At 63.4% G+C, this 24667-nt stretch carries 23 protein-coding genes; 12 read left to right on the forward strand and 11 right to left on the reverse strand.

Annotation, left to right across the window (positions count from 1 at the left end; genetic code table 11):
• Positions 1-114 precede the first annotated feature (114 nt).
• The 3 genes from chrA to AC1DX4_RS26510 all read right to left on the reverse strand — a co-directional run bounded on the left by chrA (position 115) and on the right by AC1DX4_RS26510 (position 4351).
• Positions 115-1506, reverse strand: a complete 1392-nt coding sequence (chrA, locus tag AC1DX4_RS26500) for a chromate efflux transporter (RefSeq protein WP_477223116.1) — start codon at positions 1504-1506, stop codon at positions 115-117.
• On the reverse strand, positions 1503-2321 hold the full coding sequence (locus AC1DX4_RS26505) for a chromate resistance protein ChrB domain-containing protein (protein ID WP_477223117.1): 819 nt from the start codon (positions 2319-2321) through the stop codon (positions 1503-1505). The genes chrA and AC1DX4_RS26505 overlap by 4 nt, the downstream gene beginning before the upstream one ends.
• A gap of 224 nt (positions 2322-2545) precedes the next feature.
• A complete protein-coding gene (locus AC1DX4_RS26510; protein ID WP_477223118.1) occupies positions 2546-4351 on the reverse strand; it encodes an IlvD/Edd family dehydratase in 1806 nt (601 codons plus the stop codon).
• Positions 4352-4498: 147 nt separating this feature from the next.
• Between AC1DX4_RS26510 and AC1DX4_RS26515 the strand changes: the two genes are divergently transcribed.
• A complete protein-coding gene (locus tag AC1DX4_RS26515) occupies positions 4499-4948 on the forward strand; it encodes an SRPBCC family protein (RefSeq protein WP_477223119.1) in 450 nt (149 codons plus the stop codon).
• Between the two features lie 18 nt (positions 4949-4966).
• On the opposite strand, the gene AC1DX4_RS26520 is transcribed toward AC1DX4_RS26515, so the two are convergent.
• A complete protein-coding gene (locus AC1DX4_RS26520) occupies positions 4967-6142 on the reverse strand; it encodes an Mrp/NBP35 family ATP-binding protein (protein WP_477223120.1) in 1176 nt (391 codons plus the stop codon).
• Between the two features lie 251 nt (positions 6143-6393).
• Here AC1DX4_RS26520 and AC1DX4_RS26525 point away from each other — a divergent pair, with 251 nt between their 5' ends.
• A complete protein-coding gene (locus tag AC1DX4_RS26525; RefSeq protein WP_477223121.1) occupies positions 6394-6771 on the forward strand; it encodes a VOC family protein in 378 nt (125 codons plus the stop codon).
• A gap of 16 nt (positions 6772-6787) precedes the next feature.
• Here the strand turns inward: AC1DX4_RS26525 and AC1DX4_RS26530 are convergent, their stop codons facing one another.
• The 3 genes from AC1DX4_RS26530 to AC1DX4_RS26540 all read right to left on the reverse strand — a co-directional run bounded on the left by AC1DX4_RS26530 (position 6788) and on the right by AC1DX4_RS26540 (position 9789).
• The gene (locus AC1DX4_RS26530; RefSeq protein ID WP_477223122.1) at positions 6788-7792 is read right to left on the reverse strand and encodes an inorganic phosphate transporter; all 1005 of its coding nucleotides are present in this window, start codon (positions 7790-7792) and stop codon (positions 6788-6790) included.
• A 3-nt stretch (positions 7793-7795) separates the two neighbouring features.
• Complete coding sequence (locus AC1DX4_RS26535; RefSeq protein WP_477223123.1) at positions 7796-8437, reverse strand: DUF47 family protein; 642 nt, start codon at positions 8435-8437, stop codon at positions 7796-7798.
• Positions 8438-8538: 101 nt separating this feature from the next.
• Positions 8539-9789 carry a sensor domain-containing diguanylate cyclase gene (locus tag AC1DX4_RS26540; protein ID WP_477223124.1) on the reverse strand — a complete coding sequence of 417 codons (1251 nt, stop codon included), beginning with the start codon at positions 9787-9789 and terminating at the stop codon, positions 8539-8541.
• A 172-nt stretch (positions 9790-9961) separates the two neighbouring features.
• On the opposite strand from AC1DX4_RS26540, the gene AC1DX4_RS26545 reads away from it, so the two are divergent.
• From AC1DX4_RS26545 to AC1DX4_RS26590, 10 genes are all read left to right on the forward strand, one after another.
• Positions 9962-10861 carry a LysR family transcriptional regulator gene (locus AC1DX4_RS26545; RefSeq protein WP_477223125.1) on the forward strand — a complete coding sequence of 300 codons (900 nt, stop codon included), beginning with the start codon at positions 9962-9964 and terminating at the stop codon, positions 10859-10861.
• A gap of 135 nt (positions 10862-10996) precedes the next feature.
• Positions 10997-11476, forward strand: coding sequence for a formate dehydrogenase subunit gamma (locus AC1DX4_RS26550; RefSeq protein ID WP_477223126.1), 480 nt, complete (start codon positions 10997-10999; stop codon positions 11474-11476).
• Positions 11473-13029: a formate dehydrogenase beta subunit gene (locus AC1DX4_RS26555; RefSeq protein ID WP_477223127.1), complete on the forward strand. Its 1557-nt coding sequence runs from the start codon at positions 11473-11475 to the stop codon at positions 13027-13029. Before AC1DX4_RS26550 ends, AC1DX4_RS26555 begins: the two co-directional genes overlap by 4 nt.
• Before the next feature lie 10 nt (positions 13030-13039).
• Positions 13040-15916, forward strand: coding sequence for a formate dehydrogenase subunit alpha (gene fdhF, locus AC1DX4_RS26560; RefSeq protein ID WP_477223128.1), 2877 nt, complete (start codon positions 13040-13042; stop codon positions 15914-15916).
• A 2-nt stretch (positions 15917-15918) separates the two neighbouring features.
• The gene (gene fdhD, locus AC1DX4_RS26565) at positions 15919-16749 is read left to right on the forward strand and encodes a formate dehydrogenase accessory sulfurtransferase FdhD (RefSeq protein WP_477223129.1); all 831 of its coding nucleotides are present in this window, start codon (positions 15919-15921) and stop codon (positions 16747-16749) included.
• Positions 16739-17050: a formate dehydrogenase subunit delta gene (locus AC1DX4_RS26570; RefSeq protein ID WP_477223130.1), complete on the forward strand. Its 312-nt coding sequence runs from the start codon at positions 16739-16741 to the stop codon at positions 17048-17050. Before fdhD ends, AC1DX4_RS26570 begins: the two co-directional genes overlap by 11 nt.
• 115 nt (positions 17051-17165) lie before the next feature.
• Positions 17166-18719, forward strand: a complete 1554-nt coding sequence (locus AC1DX4_RS26575) for an alpha/beta fold hydrolase (protein ID WP_477223131.1) — start codon at positions 17166-17168, stop codon at positions 18717-18719.
• Between the two features lie 108 nt (positions 18720-18827).
• Positions 18828-19307, forward strand: coding sequence for a carboxymuconolactone decarboxylase family protein (locus AC1DX4_RS26580; protein ID WP_477223132.1), 480 nt, complete (start codon positions 18828-18830; stop codon positions 19305-19307).
• Between the two features lie 84 nt (positions 19308-19391).
• On the forward strand, positions 19392-19754 hold the full coding sequence (locus AC1DX4_RS26585) for a nuclear transport factor 2 family protein (protein ID WP_027043650.1): 363 nt from the start codon (positions 19392-19394) through the stop codon (positions 19752-19754).
• 41 nt (positions 19755-19795) lie between these two features.
• The gene (locus AC1DX4_RS26590; RefSeq protein ID WP_477223133.1) at positions 19796-20110 is read left to right on the forward strand and encodes a hypothetical protein; all 315 of its coding nucleotides are present in this window, start codon (positions 19796-19798) and stop codon (positions 20108-20110) included.
• Between the two features lie 134 nt (positions 20111-20244).
• Here the strand turns inward: AC1DX4_RS26590 and AC1DX4_RS26595 are convergent, their stop codons facing one another.
• The 4 genes from AC1DX4_RS26595 to AC1DX4_RS26610 all read right to left on the reverse strand — a co-directional run bounded on the left by AC1DX4_RS26595 (position 20245) and on the right by AC1DX4_RS26610 (position 24546).
• Positions 20245-21672, reverse strand: a complete 1428-nt coding sequence (locus tag AC1DX4_RS26595) for a gamma-aminobutyraldehyde dehydrogenase (protein ID WP_477223134.1) — start codon at positions 21670-21672, stop codon at positions 20245-20247.
• 105 nt (positions 21673-21777) lie between these two features.
• Entirely contained in the window at positions 21778-22593 is an 816-nt protein-coding gene (locus AC1DX4_RS26600) for an ABC transporter permease (RefSeq protein ID WP_477223135.1), read from the reverse strand.
• Entirely contained in the window at positions 22583-23551 is a 969-nt protein-coding gene (locus AC1DX4_RS26605) for an ABC transporter permease (RefSeq protein WP_477223136.1), read from the reverse strand. Before AC1DX4_RS26605 ends, AC1DX4_RS26600 begins: the two co-directional genes overlap by 11 nt.
• The gene (locus AC1DX4_RS26610) at positions 23548-24546 is read right to left on the reverse strand and encodes an ABC transporter ATP-binding protein (RefSeq protein ID WP_477223137.1); all 999 of its coding nucleotides are present in this window, start codon (positions 24544-24546) and stop codon (positions 23548-23550) included. Before AC1DX4_RS26610 ends, AC1DX4_RS26605 begins: the two co-directional genes overlap by 4 nt.
• Positions 24547-24667 lie beyond the last annotated feature (121 nt).

A 24667-nucleotide genomic window follows, 5' to 3' on the forward strand; every position in this document is an offset into this window, starting at 1 on the left:
TCCAATCCGTTTTTCAACCACTTAAGTGGTCAGCAGGCGGAATACAAAGGCAGGCGGTCTTTGTTTTATGCATGTCGTTCTCCCAAAACCGAGTTCACTTTTGGGCGACATGCATTAGCCACCTACCGCCAGCAGCAAAACACCAGCCAGGGCCGATCCGGCGAGCGTCGGCAGCATGCCGATCTTCAGCTTCAGGATGGCGATCATCGCGGCACAGGAAAGCAGCGCCGCGCGCCAGTCGATCGACGAGAGCACCGGCACATTCATGCCGAGGCTCATTGCGTGCACCTCACGGAAAACGACGTGCAAGGCAAACCACAGAGCGAGATTCATGATGACGCCGACAACAGCGGCGGTGATCGCGCCGAGCGCGGCCGACAATGCCCTGTTGCCGCGCAGCGCCTCGATATAGGGCGCGCCAAGGAAGATCCAGAAGAAGCACGGCGTGAACGTCACCCACAAGGTCAGCAGCGCTCCAAGCGATCCGGCAAGCAACGGGTTCAGTGACCCGGAGTGGCGGAACGCGGCGATGAAGCCGACAAACTGCAACACCAGGATGAGCGGACCTGGCGTGGTTTCGGCAAGCCCGAGACCATCGACCATTTCGCCAGGCGCAAGCCAGCCGAAGGACTGGACGGCTGCCTGCGCGACATAGGCCAGCACCGCATAGGCGCCGCCGAAAGTGACGACCGCCATCAGGCTGAAGAACCTGCCTATCTCGGTCCACACACTGGCAGAACCGGTGAACCACCAGATCACGAGAACAGGCCCGAGCCAGATCGGCAGCCAGATGGCGACTGTGCGCGGTGCATGCCATCTGGTCGGTTTGACATGGGTCAGTTCGCCGCGCTCGAACATCAGGTCGACCGCACCCTTGCTATCGGCGACCGCACCCTTGCCATGCGCGGATCCGGAAAACAGGCCGGGAGCAACGCGGTCTCCCAGCCATCCTGTCAGGCCCGCCAGCAGGATGATGAGTGGAAACGGCACATTCAACGCATAGATGGCGATGAAGGCGGCAACAGCGATCGACACCATGGCTGGGTTTTTCAGAGCGCGCCGTCCGATGCGGATCACCGCCTCGATGACGATGGCAAGCACCGCCGCCTTCACCCCGAGGAAAAGCGCCTCGACGAGCGGCACATCGCCATAGAGCACGTAGAGGCTGCTCAAGATCAGCATGACGATCGCGCCGGGCACGACGAACAGGATGCCGGCGACGAGGCCGCCGAGTGTCTTGTGCAGCAGCCAGCCGATATATATGGCGAGTTGCTGGGCTTCCGGACCAGGCAGCAGCATGCAGTAGTTGAGCGCATGCAGGAAACGCTGTTCGCCGATCCAGCGCCGCTCCTCGACCAATTCCCTGTGCATCAGGGCGATCTGCCCGGCCGGTCCGCCGAAGCTAAGCAGTCCGATCTTCGCCCAGACCTTCACGGCTTCGGCAAAGGTCGGCGCAGCCGGCGCCTCGACGTTGCCCGACCTATGGGCAGGCACAACAGCACTCATGACTGTTTGCCTGCGCTGGGCCAGTTGTGCGTTTCCTCGGTGGCGTCTCGACACCAGCGGAAGAACGCATCGTAAAGCAGAATGCCTGCTTCCAACTGTTCCAGATCGTCGCGAAACATCCGCGACAGGCCGAGCGAGGCAGCCAGAAAGCCGGCGGCCTGGGGCACAAGGTCGAGGCTTGCAGTGTCGGCGGCGCGCACGATCAAGGCAAGGCGATCGAGCGCGGCTGATTCCAGCCCGAACTCCTCGATCATCGTATCAAAGGTGCAGCGTTCGCCGCGATGGCTCCAGAACACAGTGTCGATGTCGAAAGGCACGGCCTTGAAGCGGTCGGCCACGGCAGCCACCTCGGCCGCCTCGACAAACAGGAAGACCGCGTGCGGGTCGACGAAACGCCGGATCAGCCAGGGGCAAGCGATGCGATCGACCTTTGGGCGCGACCGCGTCACCCACACCGTGCGGCCTTTTTCGTCGCGCGGCGGCAAATTTTCGGTGCGGATCAAAAGCCCATTTGCGTCGCGCCAGGCTTCGAAGCCGCCTTCGAGGGATTCAGCGGAAATTCCCTCGTGCCGCAGCCATGCGGCCACGCCTTGCGAGAGTTTTTGACCTTTCTGACAGACGACCGAGACTTGCCTGCCGGCGAAATCGGGGGCCCATGTCGAAACGGTTTTGAAATTGCGTCGGCATGAGGCCGGCAGCAAGCGCGGATCGGCGTCGAAATCCTCATCGATGCGAACATCGATGATGACGGGCGCACCCGGCAGACCGACCAGACGGGACAGTTGCGATAGGGTGATAGCGGTTGTTGACGGCATGGCGTCCACCTCCTGATAGAGAAGCTTGGACGCGAACGTTGGGCTGACGCCTCACGGGGTCGTCGCGATGCACCCCTTGGTCATGATCGTGGATTTGTTGGGCGCGCTTGTCAAGGATGACAAACGGCGGCTTGATCCAGATCAAGCCGCCGTTTGTCGTTAATGTAAGTACTTGCGCACAGATACTGTTCTCCGGAGCAATCAAATGATTGCCCCCGGAGCAATCAGTGATTGTCCCTGGGGACGCCGCTGGTGTGGGCGACATCCTGGTATTTCACCGCCGGCTTCAGCACCATTCCCTGGTCGAACTGGTCGACCATGCCGCGCTGGATTTCCTGCCATGGCGTCTGGTGCTTGGGATAGTGATAGCCGCCATTGCCCTGCAGCGCCGCGCGTCGCTTGGCGATCTCGTCGTCGCTGACCAGGATGTTGGCGGTGCCCTTCCTGAGATCGATGCGGACGCGGTCGCCGGTCTTGAGCAGCGCCAAGCCGCCACCTATTGCCGCTTCCGGCGAGGCGTTGAGGATCGACGGCGAGCCCGACGTGCCCGACTGGCGGCCGTCGCCGATGCAGGCCAGCGCGTGGATGCCCTTCTTGATGAGATAGGCCGGCGGCTGCATATTGACGACCTCGGCACCGCCGGGATAGCCGACCGGGCCGGCGCCGCGCATGAACAGGATCGTGTGCTCGTCGATGCCTTGCGCCGGATCGTCGATGCGGGCGTGGTAATCCTCGGGGCCGTCGAAGACCATGGCGTTGCCTTCGAAGGCTTCCGGATCCTTCGGGTTGGACAGATAGCGCTCGCGGAATTCCGGCGAGATGCCGCTCATCTTCATGATCGCCGACTCGAACAGATTGCCCTTGAAGTTGATGAAGCCGGCATTGGTCTTCAGCGGCTCGGCAACGGTGCGGATGACATCGGTATTCTCGTTGGCGACGCCCTCGCAATTGTCGCCGATCGACTTGCCATTGACGGTCATGGCTTCGGGATAAGGCAGCAGTCCCGCCTTCATCAGTTCGGCAATCACGGCGGGCACGCCGCCGGCATGATGGTAATCTTCGCCCAGATATTCGCCCGACGGCTGCAGATTGACGATGAGCGGCACCTTGAGGCCGATCGCCTGCCAGTCGTCATTGTCGAGCGGCACGCCGAGATGGCGGGCAATGGCGTTAAGGTGGATCGGCGCGTTGGTGGAGCCGCCGATCGCCGAATTGACGACGATGGCGTTTTCGAAGGCCTTGCGCGTCATGATGTCGGAGGGCTTCAAATCCTCATGCACCATCTCGACGATGCGCTTGCCGGTCTCGTAGGAAATCTGGCCGCGCTCGCGGTATGGCGCTGGAATGGCGGCCGAGCCGGGCAGTTGCATACCGAGCGCCTCGGCCAGCGAATTCATCGTGGTGGCGGTGCCCATGGTGTTGCAGTAGCCAGTGGAGGGCGCCGAGGAGGCGACGATATCCATGAATTCGTCATAGCCGATCTCGCCGGCCGACAGGCGCTGGCGCGATTCCCAGACGATGGTGCCGGAGCCGGTGCGCTTGCCCTTGTGCCAGCCATTGAGCATCGGGCCAACCGACAGCGCGATGGCCGGAATGTTGACGGTGGCCGCCGCCATAAGCAGCGCCGGCGTGGTCTTGTCGCAGCCGATGGTCAGCACGACGCCGTCGAGCGGATAGCCGTAGAGCACCTCGACCAGGCTGAGATAGGCGAGGTTACGGTCAAGTGCCGCGGTCGGGCGCTTGCCGGTCTCCTGGATCGGATGGCAGGGGAACTCGAAGGGAATGCCGCCCATCGAAACGATGCCTTCGCGCACGCGCTTGGCGAGTTCGATATGGTGCCGGTTGCAGGGCGACAGATCCGAGCCGGTCTGGGCGATACCGATCAGCGGCTTGCCCGACATCAGCTCGGCACGCGTCAGCCCGTAATTCAGGTAACGCTCCAGATAGAGCGCCGTCATGCCCGGGTTGTCGGGGTTGTCGAACCACTCCTGCGAGCGAAATTTCTTCTTTCCTGTGGGGGCGCCAGCCATCATGGTCTCCGTATTTGTATGACAAATCGATATGACAACGCGCGGATGCAGGCAAGGGGCAGGCGCGATCTGAATCGGGACTTTGGTGCGATAGACACGCACCCAGCCGTGCGTTAGGCCTTCGGACAGTCTTGTCGGGAGGTTTTCATGGCTTTGGTGATCGAAGGCGAGGAGCGCATTGCCGCACCCCTGCAAAAAGTGTGGGAAGCGCTGAACGATCCCGAGGTTTTGAAGGCAACCATCCCCGGCTGCCAGACCCTCGAGATGAAGTCACCAACCGAAATGACCGCGACAGTGGTATTGAAGATCGGGCCGATCAAGGCGACCTTCAACGGCGAAGTGACGCTGAAGAACCTCAAGCCACCGCATTCCTACACCATCCAGGGCGAAGGCAAGGGTGGCATTGCTGGCTTTGCCAAGGGCGGCGCCGACGTGACGCTGACGGCGGACGGGCCGGATGTCACTGTGTTGAAATATGCGGCCAAGGCAGAAGTCGGCGGCAAGATCGCCCAGCTCGGAAGCCGGCTGATCGAATCGACCTCCAAGAAACTGGCCGGGCAGTTCTTCTCGAATTTTGGCGAGAAAGTCGGCGGCTGAGCCCATGAAGGGCAGAAATCACTCGAAGACGATGCTCGGCACCGCCGCTTCGGCCGCGCCGCGTTCCTCATTGACCCTGTCCCAGACCTTGGCGGCGATGTCGCGATAGGTTTTCGCCGTGGCGCTGTCGGGCTTGGAGACAACGACCGGCTCACCGGCATCCGAGCTTTCGCGGATGCCCATTTCCAGCGGCACCTCGCCAAGGAAGGTGACGCCGAGGCGTTCGGCCTCGCGGCGGGCGCCGCCATGGCCGAAAATGTCATAACGCTTGCCGGTGTCCGGGGCGATGAAGTAGCTCATGTTCTCGACGATGCCGAGCAGCGGCACGTCGACCTTCTTGAACATATTGAGGCCCTTGCGGGCGTCGATCAGCGCCAGGTCCTGCGGCGTCGAGACAATGACGGCGCCGGCCAACGGCACCTGCTGCGCCATGGTCAGCTGGGCGTCGCCGGTGCCGGGCGGCATGTCGACGACGAGCACGTCGAGCCGGCCCCATTCGACCTCGCGCAGCATCTGCGTCAGTGCCGACATCACCATCGGGCCGCGCCAGATCATCGGCGTCTCCTCATCGACGAGGAAGCCCATCGACATCACCTTGAGGCCGTAATTCTCCATCGGTTTCAGTATCTTGCCGTCAACCGTCTGCGGCCGGCCGTGGATGTTGAGCAGCTTCGGCATGGACGGGCCATAGATGTCGGCGTCAAGCACGCCGACGCGCAAGCCATTCGCGGCAAGACCAAGCGCGATGTTGACAGCGGTGGTCGACTTGCCGACGCCACCCTTGCCGGAAGCAACCGCGATGATCGCCTCGATGCCGGGCACGCCACGCTTGCCCGAGCTTTGCGAGGCTGGAGCGTGCGGAGCGGGGCGCGGCGCGGCGGGCTGAGCCGGCGGCGCTGGCCTGGGTGCGGGGCGCACTGGCACCGGCGCCTCCATGCCGCCCCCCTTTTTCTCCGCCGTCAGCGCCACGACGGCGCCGGCGACGCCGGGGATAGCCTTGACGACGCGCTCGGCAGCGGCGCGCAACGGTTCCATCTCCTGCGCGCGGGCAGCCGGAACAGTGATCGAGAAGAACACTTTCGAATCAGCGATGAAAATCTCGGAAACCATGCCGAGGTCAACGATGTTGCCGGTGAAGTCCGGCCCGTTGACCGTCTTCAGACGCTCGGTGACGATTTCCTTGGTGACGGACATGGCAGTTTTTCCTTACGCAGCTTGCGCCTGAGATAATGCAGTTTCCGGACAGAACCAAGCCGTGGAGCAATGGCTGCCTCGGCGTGCCAGGAAAAACGACCGGGCTTGTCGGACTTCATCCCCGCTAAACGTCTTCCAGATGATCGAATGCCGGTGCGGTCAGCAATCGGGCCAGCCGGCGGTCGTCAAACAATCGAGGCGACCTATTTCAACGATCAGCACGGGACCGACAATCGGAGAAGGAGGCGACCATGCTCGCAAACAGCAACGCAACGGCCAATCTGGCGGTGAAGGACCTGGCGAAGGCGAAGGCCTTCTACGAGGGAACACTTGGCCTGACACAGGTACACGATGAGGGCGGTGAACTGATTGTATACAGAAGCGGCGACACCGCCATCAACGTCTATCACTCCCAATTTGCCGGAACCAACAAGGCGACAGCGGTGACCTGGATGGTTGGCGGCGAGATCGGCAATGTCGTCAAAGCGCTGAAATCGAAGGGCGTCACCTTCGAGCATTACGACATGCCCGGCCTGACGCTGGAAGGCGATATCCATGTCGGCTACGGGATGAAGGTCGCATGGTTCAAGGATCCTGACGGCAACATCCTGAACCTCGTGGACAAATAGGCTTCGGCGCGCCGCGTCAGCCTGCCAGGTTTGTGACGAAATAGGTGAGAGCCGAAATCGCCGCCGTCGCCGGCAAGGTGACGATCCAGGCAATGACGATGTTGCCGGCGATGCCCCAGCGCACCGCCGAGACGCGGCGGGCGGCACCGACGCCGATGATGGCGCCGGTAATCGTATGCGTGGTCGATACGGGAACGCCGAGCCAGGTGGCGGCGAACAGCGTGATGGCGCCGCCGGTTTCGGCGCAGAAGCCTTGCATCGGATTGAGCCGGGTGATTTTCGAACCCATCGTGTGGACGATGCGCCAGCCGCCGAACAGCGTGCCGAGCGCCAGCGCCGACTGGCAGGTCAGGACGACCCAGAGCGGCACGTAGAACGTCGTGCCGAGCATGCCTTGCGAATAGAGCAGCACGGCGATGATGCCCATCGTCTTCTGGGCGTCATTGCCGCCATGCCCGAGTGAATAGAGCGAGGCGGAAAAGAATTGAAGGACGCGGAAGGTGCTGTCGACGGCGAATGGCGTCTGGCGCACGAACAGCCAGGAAACCACAAGGATGAGGACGAGCGCCAGGACAAAACCAGTCGCCGGCGAGAGCACGATCGCGGCGACCGTCTTGCCAAGGCCCGACCAGACGATGGCACCGGTGCCCGCCTTGGCGACGCCGGCGCCGACCAGCCCACCGATCAGCGCGTGCGAACTGCTCGACGGAATGCCGGCAATCCAGGTGACGATGTTCCAGACAATGGCGCCGACAAGGGCCGAAAAAATCACCGCCGGTGTGACGATGCTGACGTCGACGATGCCCTTCCCCACGGTTTCGGCGACATGCAGGCCGAAGAACATGAAGGCGATGAAATTGAAGAAGGCCGCCCACAGCACCGCGTATTGCGGCCTGAGCACGCGTGTGGAGACGATGGTGGCGATGGAATTGGCCGCATCGTGCAACCCGTTGAGAAAATCGAAGAACAGCGCGACGGCGACGAGGCCGACCAGCAGGGGAAAGGCGATGGTGGCTTCCATTGCCTAGACGTTCTCGATGACGATGCCGCTGATTTCGTTGGCGACGTCCTCGAAACGGTCCACCACCTTCTCCAGCTGGCCGTAGATCTCGCTGCCGATCAGATAGGCCATCGGGTCGCTGCCGCCATGCCGCCTGAACAGGTCTTTCAGCCCTTGCTCGTGCAGATCGTCGGCCCGGCTTTCGACGCGCATGACCTCTTCGGCAATGGCGTTGAGGCGCACCGTGTGCGTACCGACCTTGGCGAGCAGCGGGATGGCCTCGGCCACCAGCTTGGCGGCGGCGACGATAACGCCGCCCATTTCCTGCATCAGCGGGTCGAATTCCTTCTTTTCGAACAGTCTTACCGTCTTGACGGTCTTGTGCATCATGTCGATGGCGTCATCCATCGACTGGATCAGATCCTTGATGTCGCCGCGATCGAAAGGCGTGATGAAAGAGCGCCGCACGGCAAGCAGGACTTCCGCCGTGATATGATCGGCCTCGTCCTCGAGTTCGACGATCTTCTGGCACCAGCGGTCGATGTCCTTGCCCTGGAGAAGCTGCTGCAGCGCCTCCGCGCCACCGACCACCGTACGGGAATGGCGCTCGAACAGGTCGAAAAAACGATCTTCGCGTGGCAGCAGCTTACGGAACCAGCCCAGCATTGTCGATCTCCCGGTTTCATCCCCATAACGCCGCATCGCCTCAGAGGGAACAGTAAGCCGGCTCAAATATGTGGATTGAGCGCCCCGACCGCCGGGCCCGGTCAATCGAAGGCGAGTTCCAGACGCCTTTCGGCCTGGGCGACGACCCGGCATTTCGCCTCGAACCGATCCGCCCTGATGGCCAGCACAAACTGGCCGGGAATGCCGGCGATATTCGAAACGTCGATGGTGGCGCCATCCTCGCCGAGACTGCGAACCGTGCAGTCGATGGTCGACATGCGGGCGTTGAAGACGATCTGGCCGGCCTTCAGCACCCTGCGCCGTGGCCGCGCCTGATCCCCCACGGGGGGATTCCACGCCGTGGTCCGGTTGCGGCCGGCGTGTTTCGAGCGATACATAGCCGCGTCAGCGCGCTCGATCAGCTCCTGCAGGCTGCTTGTCGCGGGATCGAACGCGGCGACACCGAAGCTCGCGGTGACCCGTATCTCATCCGTGCCGTGCGCAAGCCGCATGGCCTCGATGGTGCCGCGCAGCCGCTCGGCGGATTCAAGCGCGCCGTTGCGGCCGGCGTAGAGAAGCACCGCGAATTCCTCGCCGCCTACGCGGCCGAATATGTCGACGTCCCGCAAGATGGCGCTGCATTGCCGGGCTACACCAGTCAGAACCTCGTCGCCCGCGGCATGGCCGAAATTGTCGTTGACCGATTTGAAATGGTCGACATCGAAGACGATGCAGGAGAAGTCGAAGCGCTGCCGCTGCGCCAGCGCAAAGGCCCTGCCGCCCTGATCGATGAACGCGCGGCGCGACAGCACACCGGTCAGCGCATCACTGGAGGCATGCTGGCGCAGTTCCAGCTCATCCATGGCAAGATCGGCAAAATCCTGGAGGATTGCGATGTCGCGGTCGTCAAATTCCCTCGGCGCGTAGCCGATCGCGCAGACGCTGCCGATGTTGTGGCCATCCCGGCTGCGCAAAGGCACGCCTGCGTAAAAGCGGATATGGGGATCGTTCGTGACGAGGGGATTGCCGGCGAAACGTGGATCCTTCGTCGCGTCAACGACGATCAGCGGCTCGTCCTGAAGGATCGTGTACTGGCAGAATGTGTCCTTGCGTGCGACTTCATTTGTCGCCAAGCCCTCGCAAGCCTTGTACCATTGGCGGTGCCCGTCAATGACCGAGACGATGGCGATCGGGACATCGAAGACAGTCTTGATCAATCGCGTAATGCGGTCGAACGACGCTTCGCGCGGCGTATCCAGAATATCGAAACGCTCGACAGCCCGAAGCCGCGCCGCCTCGCGCAGGTCGGCAGCGGAAGGCGCTTGTATTTCCGGCGGATGCTCCTGGAGCATGCGAACCAACCTATCTTCGGCGCCCCTGCCGCGATACCCGCATCGACCATGATGGCAAGCCAAATATTATCAATTGGTTATTGGCTGTTGCCACTATCGGCTGCCTCATCCACGATGATTAACGAGTGGCTGAGCGGCGCGACGTTGCAGACACGCGAAAAGGGCTCGCGGCATGATCGACAAACTCGAATTCTTCATCGCACTGGCCAAGGAAGAGCATTTCGGCCGGGCGGCGGAAGCGTGTGGGGTCACCCAGCCGACCCTGTCGGCCGGCATCAAGCAGTTGGAGGGTCAGCTCGGCGTCATGCTGGTCAATCGCGGGTCGCGTTTCCAGGGGCTGACGCCGGAGGGCAAGCAGGTGCTGGTCTGGGCGCGCCGCATCGTCGGCGATTCGAGGACCATGCGCGAGGAAATGCGCGCGGCGCGCCATGGTCTTTCCGGGCGCATCCGCATTGCCGCCATCCCGACGGCGCTGGCCATGGTGGCGCGGCTGACGACGCCGTTTCGCGAAAAGCACCCGGGTGTCACCTTCTCGGTGCTGTCGCGCACCTCGATCGAGGTGCTGTCGCTGCTCGGCAATTTCGACATCGACGCCGGCATCACCTATCTCGACAACGAGCCGCTCGGGCGGGTGACCAGCGTCCCGCTCTATGACGAGCGCTATCAGCTGATCACGGCGGTCGGAAACCCCTATTCCGACCGCGACAAAGTGACATGGGCCGAGATCAGCCAGTTGCCGCTCTGCCTTTTGACGCCGGACATGCAGAACCGCCGCATCATCGACCAGCATCTTGCCGAGGCCGGCGTGCAGGTGCGGCCGACGCTCGAATCCAACTCGATGATCGTGCTGTTCTCGCATATCCGCACCGGCAAATGGTCGTCGATCATGCCGCTCAACCTCGCGGAAACATTCGGCTTTTCCGAGCCGATCCGGGCCATTCCGATCGTCGAGCCCGATGCCAGCCACACGGTCGGGCTGGTGGCCACGCCGCGCGAGCCGCACACGCCGCTGGTGCAGGCGCTGCTGGACGAGGCGATGGCGCTGGCAGACGATTTCCGCACCCATCGCTAGGGTAGAGAAAGGCGGCTGAGCGGGCTTGATAGAAAATTTCTATCAAGCGACGGATCAGCTTTATTGATTTCGCGGGTTTCCTCTGTTTTTGTAACGACTTAGCGCTAGAACGCTACCGACCAGGGAGGGCGCTGCATGACGATGCAGCCTGCAAGTACCGAGATCGCATCGCGCACGGCGGCGATCATCCAAGAGCTTAAAGGCCTCGAAGGCCCGCTGCTGCCGATCCTCCACGGCATCCAGGAAGAGTTCGGCCATGTGCCGCAGGCCTCGCTGCCGGTCATCGCCGAAGCGCTGAACATCTCGAATGCCGAAGTCCACGGCGTCGTCACCTTCTACCATGACTATCGCAGCCACCCGGCCGGCCGGCATGTGCTCAAGGTCTGCCAGGCCGAGGCCTGCCAGTCGATGGGTTCGGATGCGGTTGCCGCCAAGCTCAAGCAGCTGCTGGGCATCGGCTTCCACGAAACGACCCGCGACGGCCTGGTGACGCTGGAGCCAGTCTATTGCCTCGGCCTGTGCGCCTGCGCGCCCTCGGCGATGCTGGACGGCGAGGTGATCGGCCGCCTCGACGACGAAAAACTCGAAGAGATCGTCGCGGAGATGCGCTCATGATCCCGCGTATCTACATTCCCGGCGATTCCGGCGCGCTGGCGCTGGGTGCAGAAAAGGTCGCCAAGGCGATTGCAAGCGAACTCGCCGAACGCGGCATCGAGGCAAAGATCGTGCGCAACGGCTCGCGCGGCGCCTATTTCCTCGAACCCATGGTCGAAGTGGCGACCGAAAAGGGCCGCGTCGCCTACGGGCCGGTCAAGCCATCCGACGTCAAGAGCCTGTTCGACAGCGGCTTCCTCACCGGTGGCCATCACAAGCGCTGGCTCGGCGCGCCCGACAAGATTCCGTTCCTGGCCAAGCAGACCCGGCTGACCTTCGCCCGCTGCGGCATCAACGACCCGCTGTCGCTCGACGCCTACAAGTCGCTCGGCGGGCTGAAGGGCCTGCAGAACGCTGTCGCCATGGCGCCGGCCGATGTCGTCAAGCAGGTTACCGAGTCCGGCCTGCGCGGCCGAGGCGGCGCCGGCTTCCCGACCGGCATCAAGTGGAAGACGGTGCTCGATACGACCGCCGACAAGAAGTACATCGTCTGCAACGCCGATGAAGGCGACAGCGCCACTTTCGCCGACCGCATGATCATGGAAGGCGACCCCTTCGTGCTGATCGAAGGCATGGCGATTGCCGGTGTCGCCACCGGCGCGACCAAGGGTTTCGTCTATATCCGCTCGGAATATCCGCATGCGGTGGCAATGATGAACAAGGCTGTCGAGGTCGCCCGCAAGGCCGGCGTGCTCGGCGTCAACGTGCTGGGTTCGCCCAATGCCTTCGACATCGAAATCCGCGTCGGCGCCGGCGCCTATGTTTGCGGCGAGGAAACCTCGCTGTTGAACAGCCTGGAAGGCAAGCGCGGCGTGGTGCGCGCCAAGCCGCCGCTGCCGGCGATCCAGGGCCTGTTCGGCAAGCCGACGGTGATCAACAACGTCATCAGCCTGGCCTCCGTGCCCATCATCATGGACAAGGGTGCCGCCTTCTACAAGGATTTCGGCATGGGCCGCTCGCGCGGCACGATCCCGATCCAGATCGCCGGCAACGTCAAGTTCGGCGGCCTGTTCGAAGCGGCCTTCGGCATGACGCTGGGCGAAATCGTCGATGACATCGGCGGTGGCACGGCAACCGGCCGGCCGGTGAAGGCAGTACAGGTCGGCGGGCCGCTCGGTGCCTATTTTCCGCGCGCGCTGTTCAATACGCCGTTCGACTATGAAGCCTTCGCCGCCAAGGACGGGCTGATCGGCCATGCCGGCATCACCGTGTTCGACGACACCGCCGACATGTTGAAGCAAGCGCGCTTTGCCATGGAATTCTGCGCCATCGAGAGCTGCGGCAAGTGCACGCCCTGCCGCATCGGCTCGACGCGCGGCGTCGAGACCATCGACAAGATCGCCGGCGGTATCGAGCCGGAAAAGAACATCGCGCTGGTCACGGACCTCTGCAACACGATGAAATTCGGTTCGCTCTGTGCGCTGGGCGGCTTCACGCCTTACCCGGTGATGAGCGCGCTCAACCATTTCCGCGATGATTTCAAGCCGGCGCCTGTCGCCGAAGCAGCAGAATAGGAACCTCGCTATGGGTCTCATTCAGGAAATCGACTTCGGCACACCGGCCTCGACCTCGCAGAAGCAGGTGACGCTAACGGTCGACGGTTTTTCGGTCACGGTGCCGGAAGGCACCTCGATCATGCGCGCCTCGATGGAGGCCGGCATAAAGATCCCGAAGCTGTGCGCCACCGACATGGTCGACGCCTTCGGCTCCTGCCGGCTTTGCCTGGTCGAGATCGATGGCCGCAACGGCACGCCCTCCTCCTGCACGACGCCGGTGGCGCCGGGTATGGTCGTGCACACCCAGACCGGCAAGCTCAAGGACATCCGCCGCGGCGTGATGGAGCTCTATATTTCCGACCACCCGCTCGACTGCCTGACCTGTGCCGCCAATGGCGACTGCGAATTGCAGACACAGGCCGGTGTCGTCGGCCTGCGCGACGTGCGCTACGGCTACGAAGGCGACAACCACGTCTTCAAGAAAAACGACGGCGCGGAAAACTTCAAATGGATGGCGAAAGACGAGTCCAACCCGTACTTCACCTATGATCCGTCGAAGTGCATCGTCTGCTCGCGCTGCGTGCGCGCCTGCGAGGAAGTGCAAGGCACCTTCGCGCTGACCATCGAGGGCCGCGGTTTCGGCAGCCGGGTGTCGCCCGGCATGCACCAGCTGTTCATCGATAGCGAGTGCGTCTCGTGCGGCGCCTGCGTGCAGGCCTGCCCGACGGCGACATTGTCGGAAAAATCCGTCATCCAGATCGGCCAGCCCGAGCATTCGATGGTCACCACCTGCGCCTATTGCGGCGTCGGCTGCCAGTTCAAGGCCGAGATGCGCGGCGACGAGCTGGTGCGCATGGTGCCCTACAAGGACGGCAAGGCCAATCGCGGCCATAGCTGCGTCAAGGGCCGCTTCGCCTACGGCTATTCGACCCACAAGGACCGCATCCTCAACCCGATGATCCGCGAGAAGATCACCGACCCCTGGCGCGAAGTGTCGTGGGAAGAGGCGCTGACCTATACGGCAAACGAATTCCGCCGCATCCAGTACCAATATGGCCGCACCTCGATCGGCGGCATCACCTCGTCGCGCTGCACGAACGAGGAAACCTATCTGGTGCAGAAGCTGATCCGCCAGGGCTTCCGCAACAACAATGTCGACACCTGCGCCCGCGTCTGCCACTCGCCGACCGGTTACGGCCTCGGCCAGACCTTCGGCACCTCGGCCGGCACGCAGGATTTCGATTCCGTTGAGCACACCGATGTGGTGATGGTCATCGGCGCCAATCCGGCGGCAGCGCACCCGGTATTCGCCTCGCGGCTGAAGAAGCGGCTGCGCAAGGGCGCCAAGCTGATCGTGCTCGATCCGCGCCGCACCGAGATGGTCAAGTCGGCGCATATCGAGGCCGAGTATCACCTGCCGCTGAAGCCCGGCACCAATGTCGCCGTCGTCACCTCGCTGGCGCATGTCATCGTCACCGAAGGCCTGTTCGACGAGAAATTCATCCGCGAACGCTGCGACTGGGATGAATTCCAGGACTGGGCCTCGTTCGTGGCACTGCCGGAAAACAGCCCCGAAGTCGTCGGCAAGCTCGCCAATGTCGACCCGGAATTGATCCGCGGTGCAGCAAGACTCTACGCGCGCGGCGGCAATGGCTCGATCTATTACGGTCTCGGCGTCACCGAGCACAGCCAGGGCTCGACCACCGTCATCGCCATCGCCAACCTCGCCATGGCCACTGGCAATATCGGCCGGCCGGGCGTCGGCGTGAACCCGCTGCGCGGCCAGAACAATGTCCAGGGCTCCTGCGACATGGGCTCGTTCCCGCATGAATTGCCGGGCTACCGCCACGTCTCGGGCGACGCGGTGCGCGACATCTATGAGACCCTGTGGGGCGTCAAGATCGACGACGAGCCCGGCCTGCGCATTCCCAACATGCTGGATGCCGCCGTCGACGGCTCCTTCAAGGGTCTCTATGTGCAGGGCGAGGACATCTTGCAGTCGGACCCCGACACCAAGCACGTCGCCGCCGGCCTTGCGGCGATGGAATGCGTCGTCGTGCACGACCTCTTCCTCAACGAGACGGCGAATTACGCGCATGTCTTCCTGCCGGGCTCGACCTTCCTCGAGAAGGACGGCACCTTCACCAATGCCGAGCGCCGCATCAACCGCGTGCGCAAGGTGATGGCGCCGAAGAACGGCCTGGCCGACTGGGAAGTGACGCAGAAGCTCGCCCAGACGATGGGGCTGAACTGGAACTACCAGCACCCGTCCGAAATCATGGACGAGATCGCCATGACGACGCCGAGCTTCGCCAAGGTTTCCTACGAGTATCTGGAGAAGATGGGCTCGGTGCAGTGGCCCTGCAACGACAAGGCGCCGGAAGGCACGCCGATCGTGCATGTCGACGGCTTCGTGCGCGGCAAGGGCAAGTTCATCCGCACCGAATATGTGGCGACGGACGAAAAGACCGGACCGCGCTTCCCGCTGCTTTTGACCACCGGCCGTATCCTCAGCCAATACAATGTCGGCGCGCAGACGCGGCGTACCGACAACGTCATGTGGCACTCGGAGGACCGGCTGGAGATCCATCCGCATGACGCCGAGAACCGCGGCCTGCGCGATGGCGACTGGGTGCGGCTGACCAGCCGCTCCGGCGAGACGACACTGCGTGCGCTGCTCACCGACCGGGTGTCGCCGGGCGTGGTCTACACCACCTTCCATCATCCCGACACGCAGGCCAACGTCATCACCACCGACTTCTCCGACTGGGCGACCAACTGTCCGGAATACAAGGTCACGGCCGTTCAGGTCGGCGCCTCGAACGGACCGTCGGACTGGCAGCGCGACTATAATGAGCAAGCCGAGCAGAGCCGCCGCATCGCGACGCTGCAGGCAGCGGAGTAATCTTGGCCGCGCGCCGCAAAGCAACGACGCAGATATCGCGGCTGGCGCACCGCGCCAGCGGCACGGCTGCTGCGAACCGCATGGTGCCGGAGGAGACGCCGGTGGCATTCTCCTTTGCCGGCACGACGCATGCGGTGATGATGGCGAGCCCCGCCAATTTCGAGGATTTCGCACTCGGCTTCTCGCTGACCGAAGGCATCATTGCTGACCCGCAAGAAATCGAGGCGATCGAGGTCGAAGATCATGGCGCCGGCATCGACATCCAGATCCGGCTGAAGGATCAGGCCAATACACGCTTCGAGGCGCGACGGCGCAGGCTGGCCGGCCCGGTCGGCTGCGGGCTCTGCGGCATCGAATCCATTGAGGAAGCGATGCGTTCGGTCGATGCGGTTGGTGTGTCAAAGCTTACGCTTGATGCCGACGACATCGTCCGCTCCGTCAAGCTGCTATCGAAGGTGCAGCCGCTGCATCAGGAAACCGGAGCCGTACACGCCGCCGGCTTCTATATTCCCGGCAAGGGCGTCGTCATGGCGCGCGAGGATGTCGGCCGCCACAACGCGCTCGACAAGCTGGCCGGCGCGTTGGCCAAAGCCGGCATCGACGGCGCCTCGGGCGCCGTCGTGGTGACGTCGCGCGTGTCGGTCGAGATGGTACAGAAGACCGCCTCTATCGGCGCGGCCTTCATCATCGCCGTCTCGGCGCCGACGGCCCTTGCCATCCGCACCGCAGAAGAAGCCGGCATGACACTGGTGGCGCTGGTGCGCGGCGATGATTTCGATGTTTTCACCCACCCCGACCGGGTGGTCTTGGGAGTTGCCCAGCATGTCGCATGACGAAGACCACATCACCAGCACGAGCGAAAAGCTGGTGCGCATGGCCAACCAGATCGCGGCCTTTTTTCACTCGCGGCCGCGCGAGGAGGGCGTTGCGGGCGTCGCCGAGCATATCAACAAATTCTGGGAGCCGAGGATGCGGCGGCAGTTCTTCGAGCTACTGGACAGCGGCGACAAAGGTTTTGACGAGCTCGTCATGGTGGCCGCGGCTAGGATCAAGCGACCGATCACGCCGGCCGAGGCCGATCTCAAGCTCGGGCTCAAGCCCTCCCCGGCCGACGTCGCCGCCTCGCAAGAGTAACCGCCGACGGCCGCGCGGGCTTATATTCCTCTCCGCTAAAGTTTGAGCTGCCGCAATCGACGCGGCTCTGCTATGTTTGACGATCAGAAATCGTCAGGCCGGGCGGAAGAACCTCGTGAGGCCGATCGAGACCCGATATGCCCTCAGTGGCGATGTGCGGATCGCCTATCAGGTGGTCGGCCAGGGATCGTTCGACCTCGTCTTCGTGCCGGGCTTCATTTCCAATCTCGACCTGCATTGGGAAGACGAGGGCTATTCCAGGCTGTTGAAGCGGCTTTCGGCGTTCTCGCGGCTGATCCTCTTCGACAAACGCGGCACCGGCCTTTCCGACCGTGTCGATGCGCACAACCTGCCCAGCCTCGAAACCCGCATGGACGATGTGCGCGCGGTAATGGACGCCACCGGCAGCGGCCGTGCTGCCCTGCTTGGCGCTTCCGAAGGCGCGCCGATGGCAATGCTGTTCGCCGCCACCTATCCAGAGCGGACGCGGGCACTGGCGCTCTATGGCGGCTATGCGCATTTCCACAAATGGGTGATGCCGCCGGACCGCCTGGAGGCCTTCATCGCCACAGCCGATACGGCCTGGGGCACGGGCGCCACCTTGCCCAATTTCGCGCCGGGCCGGGTCGACGACGCGCATTTCACCCAGTGGTGGGCGCGTTTCGAACGGCTGTCGGCGAGCCCGACGGCAGCTGCAGCCTTGGCACGCATGAACGCGGAAATCGACGTGCGTGGGATACTTTCGGCGATCAGCGCGCCGACGCTGCTCATCCATCGCCGCAACGATGCGCGGGTCGATCCAGACGCCAGCCGCTTCCTGGCCAGGAAAATCCCGAATGCGCGGCTGGTCGAGATCCCCGGGCGCGACCATCCGATCTGGACCGGCGATGTCGACCGCGTCGCCGACCTGATCGAGGAATTCCTGACCGGCGAGCGCGCCGTCACCGAAGCGGATCGCGTGCTGGCGGCTCTTCTGGTGACGCGCATCTACGATACGACGCGGATGGGCGACCGCATGTGGAGCGAACGCAGCGAGCGCTTCCAGGAAACCTGGCGGTCGCTGGTCGGGCGCCATGGCGGCCGCGCGCTGGGTACGCAGGGCGAAATGATGATTTCGCGCTTCGATGGGCCGGCGCGCGCGATACGCTGCGCGGCGGCACTGCGCGAGGCGGCGCAAGGGATCGGCGTGGCCAGCGCGCAGGGCGCGCATGTCGGCGAGATCGAACTGCGCGGGCCGCCCGTGGGGCTGACGGCGCGGGTGACGATGCAACTCGCCGCGCACGCCAGCCGAGGCGACATCCTCGCGTCGCGGCTGGTCGCGGATCTGGCAACCGGCTCGGGCCTGCATTTCGAAGACGCCAGCCGGGTCACGCTGGACGACCTGGACGAGCCGATGGCGCTGGTGCGGGCAATGTCGGAGCAGCATCTGGAGCCCGACTGCCGCGCCAGGACCAAAACAACCGAACCGGCCGTGCTGACGGCGAGGGAAAGCGAGGTGGTGAGCCTGATTGCCGACGGCAAGAGCAATGCCGCGATCGCCGCCGAACTCAGGCTGAGCGAGCACACGGTCAAGCGCCACGTCGCCAACATATTGCTTAAGCTCGACCTGCCATCGCGAGCGGCGGCGGCGGCATTTTCCGCCAGGCACACTGGCCCGGACGGGCCATGAGAGCCATGGCCCGTCCGGGCGAAGCGGCCAGGCCGACGTAAGCGCTATCAATTCCCCCATGCAGGCCAAGGCGGATATCGCCGGGAGGCGCTGCGAACGGAGGATGAAATGCTCAAGTCAAAGCGGAATGTCAGATCACTGGTGATCGCGGCAAGCATTGGCGCGCTGTTCACGATCACTCCCGCAAAAGCCGAGGATGCGGCGGCAACGGCCGCCTACAAGGACATCCAGGCAACGCTCGGCTCGGTGCCGGATATGTTCAAGACCTTGCCTGATGTCGCGATCGCCGGCGCCTGGGCTGAAATCAAGGGCGTCCAGCTCAACCCGAAAACCGCTCTGGACGGCAAGACCAAGGAGTTGATGGGCCTTGCGGTCGCCTCACAGATTCCCTGCCAATATTGCATCTACTTCCACACCGAGGCGGCCAAGCTCAATGGCGCCAGCGACGAGGAGATCAAGGAGACGATCGCGATGGCGGCGATCGTGCGCCACTGGTCGACGATCCTCAACGGCAGCCAGGTCGATCTCGCCACGTTCAAGAAGCAGACCGACGACGTGTTCGCGGCCGTCAAGGCGAAGTCGCAGTGAAAATCCCTGCCTGGCGGCGAGCGCCGGGCAGTGCCTACCGAATATCAACCGCCCGATCGTGAAGACGGGCACATGGAGGATAAAATGCTGACCAAGACTCAAGTTGTGGATGGCGCGGCGATCAAGAAGGCGATCGAGGGCCGCGACGGCAAGATGCTGTCGAGCTTCTATGCCGACGACGCGGTGGTGCGGGTGATCGACCGCAACAACCCGCCGAGCAAGCCGCGCGAAGTCCGCGGGCGCGCGGCGATCGCCACCTTCTGGGACGACATTTGCAGCCGGGCGATGACCCACAAGGTCGACACCACGATCGCCGACGGCGACAGCCTCGCCTTCACCCAGGCCTGCGCCTATCCGGACGGCACGAAAGTGTTCGCCGCGGCAATGCTGGAGCTGAAGAACGGACGCATCGCACGGCAGACCGTCGTGCAGGCCTGGGACGAGTAAATCAACCGCGGGCTCAACCGCAATCTCGGAGGACGACCAACATGTTCAGCGCCAGATGGCAGATCGACGCCAAGTTCGGGCACAAGCAGACCGTGCTCGAACTGTTGAAAAAGTGGGAACGCGAGATCGGCTCCCAGGTCGGTATCGCCGACCTCAAATTCCAGATCATGACGGGATCGATCGGCGCCCGGGAGGCAACGGTCGAGTCGCACCACCAGGTCGAAAGCCTGGCCCAGCTGGAATCGTTCTTCGCCAAGATCGGCAAGATCGACGCGCACGCCAAATGGGGCAAGGAGATAGAGCCCTATGTCGTGTCGGGCACCAGCCTGTGGAACATCTATCGCATCGTGGAGTAGAGGTCTTCGCCCCGTTTACGGGGAGAAGATGCCGGCAGGCAGATGAGGGGCGGAGCCAACTTTGCAAGGTTTGCGCTGCCCCTCATCCGGCCCTTCGGGCCACCTTCTCCCCGTGAACGGGGAGAAGGAAGACGCTACCCATGTGCAACCATCACGTGCCGCACGGCGGTATAGTCCTCCAGCGCGTAGAGCGACATGTCCTTGCCGTAGCCGGACTGCTTCAGCCCGCCATGCGGCATCTCGTTGGTCAGCATGAAGTGGGTGTTGATCCAGGTGCAGCCATATTGCAGGCGGGCCGCCGTCGCCATGGCGCGCGAGACATCCTTGGTCCACACCGATGACGCCAGGCCGTAATCGCTGTCATTGGCCCAATTCACCGCCTCGTCGACTTCGGTGAAACGAGTGATCGAGACGACCGGCCCGAACACTTCGCGGCGCACGATCTCGTCCTCCTGCAGCGCACCGGCGACGACGGTCGGCTGGTAGTAAAAGCCTGACCCCTCGCCCGGCTTGCCGCCGGTGGTGATCTCGATGTGCTTCAACTCGGAAGCTCGTTCGACGAAGCTCGAGACACGGTCGCGCTGGCGGCGCGAGATCAGCGGGCCGATCTCGTTTTCGGTGTCGTCGGGCTGGTTGTACTTGATGGTCGAGACGGCCGAAGAGAGATCGGCGACGAGCTTGTCGTAGATCTTCTTGCCGGCATAGATGCGGCAGGCGGCGGTGCAGTCCTGGCCGGCATTGTAGTAGCCGAAGGCGCGCAACCCGTTGACGACGGCACCGAGATCGGCGTCGTCGAAGACGATGACCGGCGCCTTGCCGCCGAGTTCGAGATGCGTGCGCTTGACCGACTTGGCAGCGGCCTGCAGCACCTTCTTGCCAGTGGCGACGTCGCCGGTGATCGAGATCATGTTGACCTTGGGATGGTTGATCAGCGTGTTGCCGACGCTGTCGCCGCGGCCAAGCACGACATTGACGACGCCTTCGGGCAGGACATCGGCGAGGATTTTGGCCAGCTTCAGCGCCGTCAGCGGCGTCTGCTCCGACGGCTTGAAGACGACAGTGTTACCGCCGGCGATCGCAGGCGCCAGTTTCCAGGCCATCATCATCAGCGGATAGTTCCACGGCGCGATCGAAGCGACGATGCCGATCGGGTCGCGCCGCACCATCGAGGTGTGACCGGGCAGATATTCGCCGGCGACAACGCCCGGCATCGAGCGGACAGCGCCGGCGAAGAAGCGGTAGCAGTCGACGATCGCTGGGATCTCGTCATTGAGCACGGCATTGATCGGCTTGCCGCAATTGAGCGCTTCGAGTGCCGCGAACTCTTTCGCTTCGGCTTCGATGCGGTCGGCGATCTTCAAGAGGTAGCCGGAGCGCTGCGCCGGCGTCGTGCGCGACCACAAGACGAACGCTTGTTCGGCTGCAATGACCGCCGCCTCGATCTGCACCTGGCTGGCCTCGGGCAGGTTGAGAATGGTCGCCCCTGTCTTCGGATTGAGGATCGGCTCTTCGGCTTCTGTGCCCTTCTCGAATTTCGAGCCGATCAGCATCTGGGTGTCCATTGTGGGGTCTCCTTGATCAGGAGCGAGTAGCGAATAGCGAGTAGCTATTAGGGTTTGACCATCGATCTTCCCTATTCGCTATTCGCTACTCCCTATTCGCTGTTTTCATTTTCCACTGCCGGCGATCTGGTCACCGTCGCGGGTCAGGTAATAGGCAAACAGGATCGGCAGCAGCGTCACCAGCACGACGACCATGGCCACGACATTGGTGACCGGGCGCTGGCGCGGACGGATCAGTTCCTCCAGCATCCAGATCGGCACCGTCTGCTGCTGGCCGGCGGTGAAGGTGGTGACGATGACTTCGTCGAAGGACAAAGCGAAGGCCAGCATGCCGCCGGCGAGCAGCGCGGTGGCGATGTTGGGCAGCACGACATGGCGGAAGGTCTGGAAGCCGTCGGCGCCGAGATCCATCGAGGCCTCGATCATCGATCCGGAGGTGCGGCGGAAGCGGGCGACCGCATTGTTGTAGACGACGACGACGCAGAAGGTGGCGTGGCCGAGCACGATCGTCCAGAACGAGAACGGGATCTCGGCCAGCGAAAAAGCCGAGCGCAGCGCGATGCCGGTGATGATGCCGGGCAGCGCGATCGGCAGGATGACCAGCAGCGAGATGGTTTCGCGGCCGAAGAATTTTGTCCGTGACACCGCCGCTGAACAGAGCGTGCCGAGGATCAGCGCAATCGCCGTCGAGATGGCGGCGACGCGCACCGACAGCGACAGCGCCTCCCAGACGTCAGGCCGGTTCCAGGTGACGGCGAACCACTGCGTGGTCAGCCCTGGCGGTGGCCAAACGAAGCTCTTCTCCTCCGTGGTGAAGGCGTAGACGAAGATCAGCAGGATCGGCAGATGCAGGAACAGCAGGCCGCAAGCGGCGGCGACCTTCAGCGAAAGAGGTGCGGACTGGCCACGATCAGAGCGCATCGAAGGCCCCCATGCGCTTGGCGCCCCAGAGGTAGAAACCCATGATGACGATGGGCACGACGGTGAAGGCGGCGGCGAGCGGGATGTTGCCGGCTGTGCCTTGCTGCGAATAGACGGCCTGGCCGATGAACAGGCGCGACGTGCCGATGATCTGCGGGATGATGTAGTCGCCCAATGTCAGCGAGAAGGTGAAGATCGAGCCGGCGACGATGCCGGGCAGCGCCAGCGGAAACAGCACATTGCGGAACGTCTGCCCTGGCGAAGCACCGAGATCGGACGAGGCCTCGACCAGATTGCCGGGCACACGTTCGAGCGCTGCCTGAACCGGCAGGATCATGAAGGGCAGCCAGACATAGACGAAGACGATGAAGGTGCCGGTGAACGACACCGACAGCGAATTGCCGCCGACGACCGGCAGCGACAACCAGGCATCGAGCACCCACAGCAAATGCAGCTTGGCCAGCAGCCAGGTCAAAATGCCTTCCTTGGCGAGGATCAGTTTCCAGGCGTAGATCTTGACCAGATAGCTCGACCACAGCGGCAGCATGACGCCGAGATAGAACAGCGCCTTCCAGCGGCCACGGGCATAGCGGGCCGCGTAATAGGCGATGGGGAAGGCGACGATGGCCGAGGCCAGCGTGACCAGAGCCGCCATCGTCACCGTGCGCAGGATGATGTCGAGATTGGCCGGCTGGAGCAGGTCGCCATAGGTCTTCAGCGTGAACTGGCGGTTGATGAGGCCGGAATACTCGTCGATGGAGAAAAAGCTCTGCGCCAAAAGGGCGAACAGCGAGCCGATATAGACAATGCCGAGCCACAGGACCGGCGGCAAAAGCATGAGCAGGAGAAGCAATTGCGGCCGGCGCCAGAACAGGTCCGAGAGCGCACCACGCATGCCGCCGCTGCCGGGCAAGATGGCGGGAGCCGTGGCGCGCGGCATGGTGGCGTCGAGGCTCATGCCGGCTCGTCCATCAGATGCAGATGCTCGCGGTTGAAGGTGAGCACGACCGCTTCGCCCTCTGCCGGCAGGGCCGTGCCCGCCGGCACAATGGCGTGCAGCTTCAATCCGTCGGCATCGAGCGCCAGCCTGGTGGTGGCGCCGAGATAATTGGTCGAGATGAGGCGAGCGGCGACACCTTCGCCGCTTGCGGCGCGGCCAACGCGAATGGATTCGGGGCGCAAACTGCCCCAGCGATGCTGGCCGGAATAGCGCTGGACGAAGTCCGGCGGCAGCACGTTGGAGGAGCCGACGAAATCGGCGACGAAACGCGTCTTCGGGCGCTGATAGATGTCCTCCGGTGTGCCGATCTGCATGATCCTGCCATCGTTGAAGACGGCGACGCGGTCGGCCATCGACAGCGCCTCGCCCTGATCATGGGTGACGAAGACGAAGGTGATGCCGAGCGCCTTCTGCAGCGATTTCAGCTCTTCCTGCATGTTTTCGCGCAGCTTGAGGTCGAGCGCTCCGAGCGGCTCGTCGAGCAGCAGCACTTTGGGCTGGTTGACCAGCGCGCGGGCGAGCGCGACGCGCTGGCGCTGGCCACCGGACAACTGGCCGGGGCGGCGGGCGCCATAGCCGGGCAGCCGCACCAGCGACAGAGCTTCCTCAGCTGCCTTGTGCCGCATGGCCTTGCCGACGCCCTTGACCATCAGCCCGTAGGCGACGTTGTCGAGCACGTTCAGATGCGGGAACAACGCATAGTCCTGGAAGACGGTGTTGACGTTGCGGCGATAGGGCGGCACGCCCTCAGCGCGTTCGCCGAAGATCGAGATCGAACCCGCCGTCGGCTGCTCGAAGCCGGCGATCAGGCGCAGACAGGTGGTCTTGCCGGATCCGGACGGCCCGAGCATGGCGAAGAACTCGCCCGGCGCAATGTCGAGATCGACCGCGTCGACGGCGCGAACGCTGCCGAAATGGCGCGAGACTTTCTGGAAGGAGACGGCAGAGGTCATGGGCTGTCAGTCTGTTTTTGCCGGGTCAAACAAGGACGAATTCACGCGCCGCTTCACCTCCCCCTCGATGATGGGGGAGGTCGCGGCGAAGCCGCGGGTGGGGTGATGGTGCGGACCTATC

This window comes from Mesorhizobium sp. P3_A8, assembly GCF_056402995.1.

Coding starts and splice junctions, on each gene's coding strand:
- chrA (WP_477223116.1), bottom strand. CDS start 1,506: ATGAGTGCTGTTGTGCCTGCCCATAGGTCGGGCAACGTCGAGGCGCCG.
- AC1DX4_RS26505 (WP_477223117.1), bottom strand. CDS start 2,321: ATGCCGTCAACAACCGCTATCACCCTATCGCAACTGTCCCGTCTGGTC.
- AC1DX4_RS26510 (WP_477223118.1), bottom strand. CDS start 4,351: ATGGCTGGCGCCCCCACAGGAAAGAAGAAATTTCGCTCGCAGGAGTGG.
- AC1DX4_RS26515 (WP_477223119.1), top strand. CDS start 4,499: ATGGCTTTGGTGATCGAAGGCGAGGAGCGCATTGCCGCACCCCTGCAA.
- AC1DX4_RS26520 (WP_477223120.1), bottom strand. CDS start 6,142: ATGTCCGTCACCAAGGAAATCGTCACCGAGCGTCTGAAGACGGTCAAC.
- AC1DX4_RS26525 (WP_477223121.1), top strand. CDS start 6,394: ATGCTCGCAAACAGCAACGCAACGGCCAATCTGGCGGTGAAGGACCTG.
- AC1DX4_RS26530 (WP_477223122.1), bottom strand. CDS start 7,792: ATGGAAGCCACCATCGCCTTTCCCCTGCTGGTCGGCCTCGTCGCCGTC.
- AC1DX4_RS26535 (WP_477223123.1), bottom strand. CDS start 8,437: ATGCTGGGCTGGTTCCGTAAGCTGCTGCCACGCGAAGATCGTTTTTTC.
- AC1DX4_RS26540 (WP_477223124.1), bottom strand. CDS start 9,789: ATGCTCCAGGAGCATCCGCCGGAAATACAAGCGCCTTCCGCTGCCGAC.
- AC1DX4_RS26545 (WP_477223125.1), top strand. CDS start 9,962: ATGATCGACAAACTCGAATTCTTCATCGCACTGGCCAAGGAAGAGCAT.
- AC1DX4_RS26550 (WP_477223126.1), top strand. CDS start 10,997: ATGACGATGCAGCCTGCAAGTACCGAGATCGCATCGCGCACGGCGGCG.
- AC1DX4_RS26555 (WP_477223127.1), top strand. CDS start 11,473: ATGATCCCGCGTATCTACATTCCCGGCGATTCCGGCGCGCTGGCGCTG.
- fdhF (WP_477223128.1), top strand. CDS start 13,040: ATGGGTCTCATTCAGGAAATCGACTTCGGCACACCGGCCTCGACCTCG.
- AC1DX4_RS26570 (WP_477223130.1), top strand. CDS start 16,739: ATGTCGCATGACGAAGACCACATCACCAGCACGAGCGAAAAGCTGGTG.
- AC1DX4_RS26580 (WP_477223132.1), top strand. CDS start 18,828: ATGCTCAAGTCAAAGCGGAATGTCAGATCACTGGTGATCGCGGCAAGC.
- AC1DX4_RS26585 (WP_027043650.1), top strand. CDS start 19,392: ATGCTGACCAAGACTCAAGTTGTGGATGGCGCGGCGATCAAGAAGGCG.
- AC1DX4_RS26590 (WP_477223133.1), top strand. CDS start 19,796: ATGTTCAGCGCCAGATGGCAGATCGACGCCAAGTTCGGGCACAAGCAG.
- AC1DX4_RS26595 (WP_477223134.1), bottom strand. CDS start 21,672: ATGGACACCCAGATGCTGATCGGCTCGAAATTCGAGAAGGGCACAGAA.
- AC1DX4_RS26600 (WP_477223135.1), bottom strand. CDS start 22,593: ATGCGCTCTGATCGTGGCCAGTCCGCACCTCTTTCGCTGAAGGTCGCC.
- AC1DX4_RS26605 (WP_477223136.1), bottom strand. CDS start 23,551: ATGAGCCTCGACGCCACCATGCCGCGCGCCACGGCTCCCGCCATCTTG.
- AC1DX4_RS26610 (WP_477223137.1), bottom strand. CDS start 24,546: ATGACCTCTGCCGTCTCCTTCCAGAAAGTCTCGCGCCATTTCGGCAGC.